11 protein-coding genes are annotated in these 10,348 nt (G+C 72.7%); 8 read left to right on the plus strand and 3 right to left on the minus strand.

Going from position 1 to position 10,348, the window contains the following annotated elements; genetic code table 11:
• Positions 1–133 precede the first annotated feature (133 nt).
• Positions 134–1,051, minus strand: a complete 918-nt coding sequence (locus G3I54_RS34150; protein WP_164620604.1) for a rhomboid family intramembrane serine protease — start codon at positions 1,049–1,051, stop codon at positions 134–136.
• Positions 1,052–1,204: 153 nt separating this feature from the next.
• Between G3I54_RS34150 and G3I54_RS34155 the strand changes: the two genes are divergently transcribed.
• From G3I54_RS34155 to G3I54_RS34165, 3 genes are read left to right on the plus strand one after another with little or no spacing between them, the layout of a single operon-like run.
• A complete protein-coding gene (locus G3I54_RS34155; protein WP_164620606.1) occupies positions 1,205–1,948 on the plus strand; it encodes a VWA domain-containing protein in 744 nt (247 codons plus the stop codon).
• Positions 1,945–2,508, plus strand: a complete 564-nt coding sequence (locus tag G3I54_RS34160; RefSeq protein WP_164620608.1) for a HutD family protein — start codon at positions 1,945–1,947, stop codon at positions 2,506–2,508. Before G3I54_RS34155 ends, G3I54_RS34160 begins: the two co-directional genes overlap by 4 nt.
• 45 nt (positions 2,509–2,553) lie before the next feature.
• A complete protein-coding gene (locus G3I54_RS34165; RefSeq protein WP_164620610.1) occupies positions 2,554–3,045 on the plus strand; it encodes a pyridoxamine 5'-phosphate oxidase family protein in 492 nt (163 codons plus the stop codon).
• Positions 3,046–3,194: 149 nt separating this feature from the next.
• Here G3I54_RS34165 and G3I54_RS34170 read toward each other — a convergent pair whose 3' ends face one another.
• Positions 3,195–4,181 (minus strand): acyl-CoA dehydrogenase family protein, encoded by a 987-nt coding sequence (locus tag G3I54_RS34170; RefSeq protein ID WP_164620612.1) that lies wholly within the window; start codon positions 4,179–4,181, stop codon positions 3,195–3,197.
• Positions 4,181–5,326, minus strand: a complete 1,146-nt coding sequence (locus tag G3I54_RS34175) for an acyl-CoA dehydrogenase family protein (protein WP_164620614.1) — start codon at positions 5,324–5,326, stop codon at positions 4,181–4,183. Before G3I54_RS34175 ends, G3I54_RS34170 begins: the two co-directional genes overlap by 1 nt.
• Positions 5,327–5,452: 126 nt before the next feature.
• On the opposite strand from G3I54_RS34175, the gene G3I54_RS34180 reads away from it, so the two are divergent.
• The 5 genes from G3I54_RS34180 to G3I54_RS34200 form a co-directional block, all read left to right on the plus strand.
• Complete coding sequence (locus G3I54_RS34180) at positions 5,453–6,235, plus strand: SDR family oxidoreductase (RefSeq protein WP_164620616.1); 783 nt, start codon at positions 5,453–5,455, stop codon at positions 6,233–6,235.
• Positions 6,236–6,277: 42 nt separating this feature from the next.
• Positions 6,278–6,889 carry a TetR/AcrR family transcriptional regulator gene (locus tag G3I54_RS34185; RefSeq protein WP_343240498.1) on the plus strand — a complete coding sequence of 204 codons (612 nt, stop codon included), beginning with the start codon at positions 6,278–6,280 and terminating at the stop codon, positions 6,887–6,889.
• A 42-nt stretch (positions 6,890–6,931) separates the two neighbouring features.
• Positions 6,932–8,089 (plus strand): acetyl-CoA C-acetyltransferase, encoded by a 1,158-nt coding sequence (locus G3I54_RS34190; RefSeq protein ID WP_164620618.1) that lies wholly within the window; start codon positions 6,932–6,934, stop codon positions 8,087–8,089.
• 310 nt (positions 8,090–8,399) lie between these two features.
• Positions 8,400–8,603, plus strand: a complete 204-nt coding sequence (locus G3I54_RS34195) for a cold-shock protein (RefSeq protein ID WP_003969786.1) — start codon at positions 8,400–8,402, stop codon at positions 8,601–8,603.
• Positions 8,604–8,800: 197 nt separating this feature from the next.
• Positions 8,801–10,348 (plus strand): DEAD/DEAH box helicase (locus G3I54_RS34200; protein WP_164620620.1); only part of this gene is annotated, 1,548 nt, incomplete at its 3' end.

Genomic DNA, 10,348 nt, shown 5'->3' on the forward strand with positions numbered 1-10,348 from the left:
CCCCTGGGCCACACGGCCCGGGGGTGAGCCCCCACAAGACGTCCCGTACAACGGCGTACGGAACTGAACGCGGCGCCTGCCCGTCCCCGACCGGACACCAGCGGGCGCCGTGGCGCGTCCGGGGCCGGTCCGCTCAGACGCCGCCGCCGGTCAGTTCCGAGGTCTTCACGACCACCGCCACCGCGAACAGGCCCACCAGCACCATCCCGCCCGCGAGCTGCGCGGGCCAGGTCCGCAGCTTCGCCGGCGCGTAGGCGAGCCCGTACGTCACCAGCGCCCCGGTCAGCAGCCCGCCCAGGTGCCCCTGCCACGAGGTGAACGCGGCCGAGATCAGCATCCAGAGCAGAAACCCGGCCATGAAGCGGTTGACCGCCGCCATGTCCCGGCCGAGCCGCCGGTGGATCACCCAGTACGCCGCGGCAAGACCGAACACCGCACCGGAGGCGCCGACCGTCGAGGTGTCCGGGGCCAGCAGATACACCAGGACCGAACCGCCCACCGCCGCCAGCAGATACAGCGCCAGATAGCGGGCCCGCCCGAGCTGCCCCTCCACCGCCCGGCCGATGTTCCACAGCGCGAACATGTTGAACACCAGGTGCATCACCCCGAACGAGGCGTCCGGCGGCAGGTGCAGGAAGGCCCCGGTCACCAGCCGGTACCACTCGCCGTCCGCGATGCCCGTCAGCTGGTACCCGGCGAAGGTGTCCCCCCGGTAGTAGTACTGCTCACCGTCCGGCCCGGTGAGCGCAGCCCCGAGCACCGCGAACCGGTCCACGATCTCCGGCCTGACCACCTCGCCGAGGTAGGCCAGGACGTTGAGCGCCATCAGGACGTACGTCACCACCGGCGCCGTCGCCCGGGACACCGCGCCACCGAAGACCGTACGGGCCTGCCGCACCGAACGCTGCCCCTCCCGCACGCACTCCACACAGTGGTGACCGACGGCCGCCTCGCGCATGCAGTCCGGGCAGATGTAGCGGTCGCAACGGGTGCAGCGGACATACGTCTCGTAGGACGGATGGCGGTAACACGCGGTGGCGGCGGCCTCCATGGCCGGCTCCTTCACTGGGGGTGGGCAACGGGGCCGGTGGGGGCGGCGGCGATCAAGATAGCGAACCGGTACGGAGGACCGTGAGCCCGGGGCCCGGGCGTGACCTACGCTCGAACTCCGCAGAACACGGAACGCAGAGCGGGGGGAGCCGTCATGCGCGGTACGAACACGGCCGCCGGGCCGGCCATCAGCCTGACCAAGGTGGAGGAGACGGCTCCGGCCCTCGTGAGCCTCTACAAGAGCGCCGGGGTCTCGCTGGAGAAGCACGGCCTCGGCGGCCACCGCGCGGCCGTCTACCTCGTCCTCGACTACTCCGGCTCGATGAAGCCCTACTACAAGGACGGCAGCGTCCAGGCGCTGGCCGACCGGGTACTGGGCCTGTCGGCCAACCTCGACGACGACGGCACGGTGCCCGTCGTCTTCTTCTCCACCGACGTCGACGCCGTCACCGACATCGCCCTCGACAACCACCACGGCCGGATCGAGAAGATCGCGGCGGGCCTCGGACACATGGGGAAGACCAGCTATCACCTGGCGATGGACGCCGTCATCGACCACTACCTCGACAGCGGCTCCACCGCGCCCGCCCTGGTCGTCTTCCAGACGGACGGCGGGCCGATCAACAAGCTCGCCGCCGAACGCTACGTCTGCAAGGCCGCGAAGCTGCCGCTGTTCTGGCAGTTCGTCGGTTTCGGCAACACGCGAAGCAGCCAGTTCGACTTCCTCCGCAAGCTCGACGAGCTGGCCGTCCCCGGCAGGCGGGTCGTCGACAACGCCGGGTACTTCCACGCGGGCCTGGACCCCCGGAAGGTCCCGGACTCCGAGCTGTACGACCAGCTCGTCGCCGAGTTCCCGCTCTGGCTGGCCGCCGCCCGCGAGCAGGGGATCGTGCGGTGACCGTACGGATCCTGCGCGCCGCCGACCTGACCCCTGCCCCCTGGAAGAACGCCGGCGGGCTCACCCGGGAGATCGCCACCGGCCCCGAGGGCGCCGGAGCCGACGCCTTCGACTGGCGCGTCAGCCTCGCCGACGTCACCGCCGACGGGCCCTTCTCTGCCTTCCCGGGCGTGGAGCGCATTCTGACCGTCGTCGAGGGCGCGGGAATGGACCTCGTCGTCGGCGGCGAGCACCACATCGTCGACGAGCCGCTGTGGCCGCACGCCTTTCCCGGCGACCGGCCCACCGACGGCTTCCTGCTGGCCGGACCCGTCGTCAATCTCAACGTCATGTACCGCAGGGCGCGTACGCGTGCGGAGACCGCCGTCGTCTGCGGCACGGTCCGGCTGCTGCCGCCCGAGGGCGGTGCGGTGCTCGCCCTCTCCCTCGACGACGGGGCGGAGCTGGAGGGCACCGACGTCCGGCTGGACCGCTACGACGCGGTGCTCGCGACCGGGGCGTCGCCCGGGGTCCTGCGGACGATGGGCCAGGCGGTGCTGATCACGTTCTCGGACCGGTGATCGCCCGGCGAATCCGGACGGAGGATGTCGGGTATCCGGTGTTCCATGGCGTCCATGACGTCTTCTTCACCCCTTTCCTGGGGCGGCTTCGCCGCTGCCGAACCCGACTTCGCCGACACCGTCCAGCGCCGCTTCCGCCTCTACAAGCACCACGTCCTGGCCACCCTGCGGAAGGACGGCTCGCCCCGGGTCACCGGCCTGGAGGCCGACTTCCGCTTCGGTGAGCTGCTGCTCGGCATGATGCCGGACTCGCTCAAGGCCCTGGACCTGCGCCGCGACCCGCGCTTCGCGCTCCACGCCAACCCGGGCCCCGACGCCGAGATGAACGACGGCGACGTCCGGGTCAGCGGCCGGGCCGTGGAGATCACGGACCCGGAGCTGATCGCCCGCTTCATCGAGGAGGCCACCCCGCCCGAGCCTTTCCACCTCTTCCGGGCCGAGCTGACCGAGGTCGTCCGCATCGGGCTCGACGGCGACGAGCTGGTCATCCGGTCCTGGCGGCCGGGCCGACCGCTGCGCACCGTACGCCGGAAGTGACGGGGCCCCGGTGGGTGGGGCGGGCCCGGATCGAGGCCGCTCACTCGCCCGGCGCCCGGGCCCGGATCGAGGTCGCCGACCCCGCCGGCGCCCGGGCCCGGCTCAGCGTCGCTCGCCTCGTGGGCGCCCAGGGCCCGGCCCCGCGTCGCTCACCCCGCCAGCACCCGGGCCCGGCACGCGGACGGCGTCCCCCAGGCGTCCCGCAGCGGCCGGGCCCGGCGCAGCCACCAGGCGAGGGCCAACTCCTCGGTGTAGCCGATCGCTCCGTGCGACTGGAGCGCGGTGCGGGCGGCCGCGTACCCCGCCTCGCCCGCCGTCACCTTCGCCGCCGCGACCGCCGCCCCGGCCCCGGCCGACCCCTCGGCCAGCTCCACCGCCGCCCCGTACAGCAGCGGGCGCGCGAACTCCAGGCCGAGCAGCGTGTCCGCCAGCCGGTGCTTGACCGCCTGGAAGGAGCCGACGGGCACCCCGAACTGGGTGCGCTGCTTCACGTACGCCACCGTCGCCCGCAGCAGCTCCTCGCCGCAGCCCAGCGCCAGGCCCGCCGTCGCGAACGCCGCCCGGTCGCCCGCCGCCCGCGCCGCCTCGCCCACCCCCGGCCCGGCCGCCACCACCTCGCCGCCCTGCTCCGGCCGGAACAGCCGTCGCGCCGGATCCACCGAGACCGTCGACGGACCCGGGCCCGGCGCGAGCCGCAGTTCGTCCCCGGCCACCGTGAACACCGCGTCCGCCGCGTCCGCGTCCAGCGCGTACGGCCCGTGCCCCTCCAGGAGCAGCGACACCACCGCCGTACCCGACGCGATCCTCGGCAGCCACTCCTTCGCCGCCGGGCCGCCCGCCCCGCCCAGCAGCACCCCGGCCGCCAGGGTCTCCGCCACCGGACCGGGCACCGCGTGCCGCCCCAGCTCCACGCAGGCGACGGCCATCTCCACGGGGAGCGGCCCGAGACCCCCGTACGCCTCCGGAACCGCCAGCGCGAACACCCCCGCGTCCGCGAGCCGCCCCCACAGGGCCCGCCCCGGCCCGTGGTCCCCGGCCGCCCACGCCCGCAGGACCGCCGGGGTGTCGGCCGCCGTCAGCATCGTGTCCAGGGAACGCCCGAACTCGCGCTGCTCGTCGGTGAGCAGGAAACCCATCAGCGCCGTCCCTTCGGCAGGCCGAGCAGCCGCTCGGCGATGATGTCGCGCTGGATCTCGTTCGTCCCGGCGTAGATGGGCCCCGCCAGAGCGAAGACGTACCCCTCCGCCCATGCCGTGTCCGCCCGTTCCGCGTCCGGGCCCAGCAGGTCGAGCGCCGTCTCGTGCAGCGCGATGTCGTACCTCGACCAGAACACCTTGTTCAGGCTGGACTCCGGCCCCAGCGACGCCCCCGCCGCGAACCGGGCCGCGGCGGCGGCCGTGAACAGCCGATACGCCCGCGCCCCGATCACCGCGTCCGCCACCCGGTCCCGCAGTGCCGTGTCCGCCGGGTCGCCCGCCTCCCGCCACAGCTCCGTCAGCCGGTCGGCGGCGGCCAGGAAGCGGCCGGGGGAGCGGAGGGTGAGGCCCCGCTCGTCGCCGGTGGCCGACATGGCGATCCGCCAGCCCTGGCCCGGCTCGCCGATGACGTCCTCGTCCGGTACGAAGACCTCGTCCAGGAAGATCTCGGCGAATGCCGGCTTCCCGTCCAGCCGGCCGATCGGACGCACCGTGACCCCGGGGTCCCGCAGCCCGAACATCAGGTACGTGAGCCCCTGGTGAGGTTTCGCCGCCCCCGGGTCCGTCCGGAAGATCCCGAACGCCCGGTCCGCGAACGCAGCCCGCGAGGACCAGGTCTTCTGCCCCGACAGCAGCCAGCCGCCCTCCGTCCGCACCGCCCGCGAACGCAGCGCCGCCAGGTCCGACCCGGCCTCCGGCTCCGACCAGGCCTGCGCCCAGATCACCTCGCCGCTCGCCATCGGCGGCAGCACCCGGGCCCGCTGCTCCGCCGTGCCGTGGGCGAGCAGGGTCGGGGCGAGGAGGCTGACCCCGTTCTGCGAGACCCGGCCCGGCGCGCCCGCCGCCCAGTACTCCTCCTCGAACGCCAGCCAGCCGAAGAGATCCGCGCCCCGGCCCCCGTACTCCTGCGACCAGGAGACCGCCGACCACCGGCCCTCGTACAGCTCCGCCTCCCACGCCCGGTGCGCGGCGAACCCCTCCTCGGTCTCCAGGGAGGGCAGCGGCCGGGCCGGTACGTGCTCGCGGAGCCAGGCCCGTGCCTCGGCCCGCAGGGACTCCGTCCGTGCCGTGTGCGCCAGATCCATGACCGGCCCGCCTTCTCCGCGCGGTCGGCCCGCGCGGTCTCCGTCATCACCGACAGTGTTCCCTAACAAGTGTTTGGTAGGTTAACGTACGACCCACACGCCGTCGAGAAGTCGGGGGAACGGGCCATGAACGCACCGCCGTACCTGCCGGGACACGGACTGCTGACCGGCCGTACCGCCGTGATCACCGCCGCCGCCGGAGCCGGGATCGGCGGCGCCACCGCCCGCCGCTTCCTGGAGGAGGGCGCCCGCGTCGTGCTCGGCGACGCCCACGCCCGCCGGCTGAAGGAGAGCGCCCACGCCCTCGCCGACACGTTCGGACCCGACCGTGTCACCCACCTGACCTGCGACGTCACCGACGAGGAGCAGGTGGGCGCCCTCTTCGCACACGCCGAACAGACCCACGGCGGCCTCGACATCGTCGTCAACAACGCGGGCCTCGGCGGCACCGTCGAACTCACCGAGATGACCGACGACCAGTGGACGAAGATCCTCGACGTCACCCTGAACGGCACCTTCCGCTGCACCCGCGCCGCCCTGCGCTCCCTCAAGGCCGCCGGAACCGGAGGCGTCCTCGTCAACAACGCCTCCGTCGTCGGCTGGCGCGCCCAACGCGGCCAGGCCCACTACGCCGCCGCCAAGGCCGGCGTCATGGCCCTCACCCGCTGCGCCGCCCTCGAAGCCGCCGACTACGGCGTACGCGTCAACGCCGTCGCCCCCAGCCTCGCCATGCACCCGCACCTGGCCAAGGTCACCTCCGCCGAACTCCTCGCCGAACTCACCGCCAAGGAGGCCTTCGGCCGGTACGCCGAACCCTGGGAGGTCGCCAACGTGATCGTCTTCCTCGCGAGCGGCTACTCCTCGTACATGACCGGCGAGGTCGTCCCCGTCAGCAGCCAGCATGCGTGAGCACCTGCGTGAACACCTGGGCCACGGGCGGACAATGGGCGGGTGCCTACCAAGAAGAAGCCCCAGGTGACCCCCACGCCGGAGCGACGCCGTGAACTGCTCGCCACCGCCGCCGAGGTCTTCGCCGCCCAGGGATACAACGCCACCACCGTGCGCCGGATCGCGGACGAGGCCGGGATGCTCGCGGGCAGCCTCTACTACCACTTCGATTCCAAGGAATCGATGATCGACGAGATCCTCTCCACCTTCCTCGACGAGCTCTGGCAGGGCTACGACGCGGTCCTGGCGGCCGGTCTCGGCCCCCGCGAGACCATCGAGGCCCTGGTCACCGAGTCCTTCCGGGAGATCGACCGGCACCGCCCCGCCGTCGCGATCTACCAGAAGGAGTCCAAGCACCTCGCCACCCAGCCGCGCTTCACCTACCTCGTCGACTCGCAGACGAAGTTCGAGAAGGCATGGCTCGGCACCCTGGAACGCGGCGTCGCCGAAGGCGTCTTCCGCGACGACCTCGACATCCGCCTCACCTACCGCTTCGTCCGCGACACCGTCTGGGTCGCGGCCTCCTGGTACCGGCCCGGCGGACACCACAGCCCCGAGGAGATCGCCCGCCAGTACCTATCGATGGTGCTGGACGGCATCGCCCTGCGTACGTAACCCGCAACCGGTCCACCCCGAGCGCACCGAGGAGCAGCAGCCATGGCCGAGGCCTACATCGTCGAAGCGGTACGCACCCCCGTCGGACGGCGCGGTGGAGGCCTCGGGGCCGCCCATCCCGCCGACCTCGGAGCCCATGTGCTGCGCGAGCTGATCGCCCGCTCGGGCGTCGACCCGGCGGCCGTCGAGGACGTCGTCTTCGGCTGCCTGGACACCGTCGGACCGCAGGCCGGCGACATCGCCCGTACGTCATGGCTCGCCGCCGGACTGCCCGAGGAGGTCCCCGGCGTCACCATCGACCGCCAGTGCGGCTCCTCCCAGCAGGCCCTCCACTTCGCGGCCCAGGGCGTCCTCTCCGGCACCCAGGACCTCGTCGTGGCGGGCGGCACCCAGAACATGACCCAGATCCCCATCGCCTTCGCCTCCCGCCGGGCCGCCGAACCCCTCGGCCTCACCCAGGGGCCCTACGCGGGCAGCGAGGGCTGGCGCGCCCGCTACGGCGACGCCCCCGTCAACCAGTTCCACGGCGCCCAGCTGATCGCCGAGAAATGGGGCATCGGCCGCCGGGACATGGAGGAGTTCGCCCTCACCTCCCACCGGCGGGCGGTCCGCGCCGTCGACGAGGGCCGCTTCGCCCGCGAGACCGTCGCGTACGGGGACGTCACCGCGGACGAGGGGCCGCGCCGCGATACCACCCTGGAGAAGATGGCCGGTCTGAAGCCCGTCGTCGAGGGCGGCACCATCACCGCCGCCTGCTCCTCCCAGGTCTCCGACGGGGCCGCCGCCCTGCTCATCGCCTCGGAGCGGGCCGTCGCCGAACACGGCCTCACCCCACGGGCCCGCATCCACCACCTGTCCGTACGCGGCGAGGACCCGATCCGGATGCTCTCGGCCCCGATCCCGGCCACCGCGTACGCCCTGAAGAAGACCGGCCTCACCATCGACGCCATCGACCTCGTCGAGATCAACGAGGCGTTCGCCCCGGTCGTCCTCGCCTGGCTGAAAGAGACCGGCGCCGACCCCGAGCGGGTCAACGTCAACGGCGGGGCCATCGCCCTGGGCCACCCGCTCGGCGCGACCGGCGCCCGGCTCATGACCACCCTGCTCCACGAACTGGAACGCACCGGCGGCCGCTACGGGCTCCAGACGATGTGCGAGGGCGGCGGACAGGCCAACGTCACCATCGTCGAGCGGCTCTGAGGGGGCCGGCGGGCGGCTCCGAGGGTCCTGGGGGCGTCTGGCCCGTACACCGGCCGTGCCCCCTCCGCACGCCCTCTGGTCAGCCAAGTTTTCCCTCCGGCGGCGTGGCGCGATCCACCGCCGGAGGAGAGGACGTGCTAGGGTGTTTCCCGTTGCAGTTTTGGTACCCATGAACTTTATGTGCGCCTGACGGGAATGCTTCCTCAGGCGCTTTATTGTTTTCCGGCTTTCTCCGGATGGGGCTCAATGCGGCGACTTGGAATCCGTAAAGTGCGGATTTCCGGCACTGCACCTCTTTTAGGAGAATGACATGGCTACTGGAACCGTGAAGTGGTTCAACTCGGAAAAGGGCTTCGGCTTCATCGAGCAGGACGGCGGCGGCGCCGACGTCTTCGCCCACTACTCCAACATCGCCACCTCGGGCTTCCGTGAGCTCCAGGAGGGCCAGAAGGTCTCCTTCGACGTCACGCAGGGCCAGAAGGGCCCGCAGGCGGAGAACATCGTCCCGGCCTAATTGCCGGACGCGTACCTCGCTGACCGGGGCCCGCACCGTGAAGGTGCGGGCCCCGGTTTGTGCTGTCCGAGCGACGACCTGTCGCAACAACCCGTTCTGTGCGCACATCCTGGGGGCGCACCCGGACGGCCGGGCCGGCACATCGCAGTAAACCCATTCGGCAGTTGCCCAGGAATCCCCCAGGAGGGCAATTCCGTATGACCAGCTCCGAACGCCAGGACCGCACCCCCCGCTCCCGTCCGGCCCGTGGCCGAGGCCGTGGCCAGGGCGCCGCGGCCCAGACCCCCTCGACCGGCCGGGGCGGCGCACCCCGCTCCCGTAACCAGGGCGGCTCCAAGCCCGCGGCCCGCCGCAAGCCCGCTGTCGCCCAGCCCGCCGAGTTCGCTCTGCCGGAGACCGTGACCCCCGCGCTGCCGTCCGTCGAGGCCTTCGCCGACCTGGACATGCCCGCCGCGCTGCTCAAGACCCTCGCCGCGCAGGGCGTCACCGAGCCGTTCCCGATCCAGGGCGCGACCCTGCCGAACTCGCTGGCCGGCCGCGACATCCTCGGCCGCGGGCGCACCGGCTCCGGCAAGACCCTCGCCTTCGGCCTGGCGCTGCTGGCCCGCACCGCAGGCCGCCGCAGCGAGCCGCGCGCCCCGCTCGCCATGGTCCTCGTGCCCACCCGTGAGCTGGCCCAGCAGGTCACCGACGCGCTGACCCCGTACGCGACCGCGGTGAACCTGCGGATGGCCACCGTCGTCGGCGGCATGTCGATCACCAAGCAGTCCGCCACCCTGCGGCGCGGCGCCGAAGTCCTCGTCGCCACCCCGGGCCGGCTCAAGGACCTCATCGAGCGCGGCGACTGCCGCCTGGACGAGGTCTCCATCACCGTCCTCGACGAGGCCGACCAGATGGCCGACATGGGCTTCATGCCGCAGGTCGTCGCCCTGCTCAAGCAGGTCGAGACGGACGGGCAGCGGATGCTGTTCTCGGCGACCCTCGACAAGAACATCGACCGGCTCGTCAAGATGTTCCTCACCGACCCGGTCGTGCACTCCGTCGACCCGTCCGCCGGTGCGGTCACCACGATGGAGCACCATGTGCTCCACGTCCTGGACGAGACCGACAAGAAGGCCGTCGCCACGAAGATCGCCGCCCGTGACGGCCGGGTGATCATGTTCGTCGACACCAAGCGCGCGGCCGACCGCTTCGCCAAGCGGCTGCTCGCCAGCGGTGTACGGGCGGCCGCCCTGCACGGCGGGCGCTCCCAGCCGCAGCGCAACCGGACGCTCGACCAGTTCAAGACCGGTGAGGTCACCGCGCTCGTCGCGACGAACGTCGCGGCCCGCGGCATCCACGTGGACGACCTCGACCTGGTCGTCAACGTGGACCCGCCGACCGACCACAAGGACTACCTCCACCGCGGCGGGCGCACGGCGCGCGCCGGGGAGTCCGGCAGCGTCGTCACGCTGGTGCTGCCCGAGGAGAAGCGCGAGATGACCCGGCTGATGCAGGACGCGGGCATCGCGCCGCGCACCACGCGGGTCACGTCCAGCGACGCGGAGCTGGGCCGCATCACGGGCGCCCGTGAGCCGTCGGGCGTCGCGATCGTGATCGAGGTACCGCAGCCGACCCCGCCGAAGCAGCGGGCCCGGTCGGGCGGTGCGGCGGGTTCCGGTTCCGGCGGGGGCGCGGTGCGGTCCGGCAGCCGGGGACGGGGCCGGCGCGGGGCCGGCGGGGCCGGTGCCGGGGGCGGCGCTCAG

Source organism: Streptomyces sp. SID14515 (assembly GCF_010548505.1).
Classification (GTDB): domain Bacteria; phylum Actinomycetota; class Actinomycetes; order Streptomycetales; family Streptomycetaceae; genus Streptomyces; species Streptomyces caviscabies.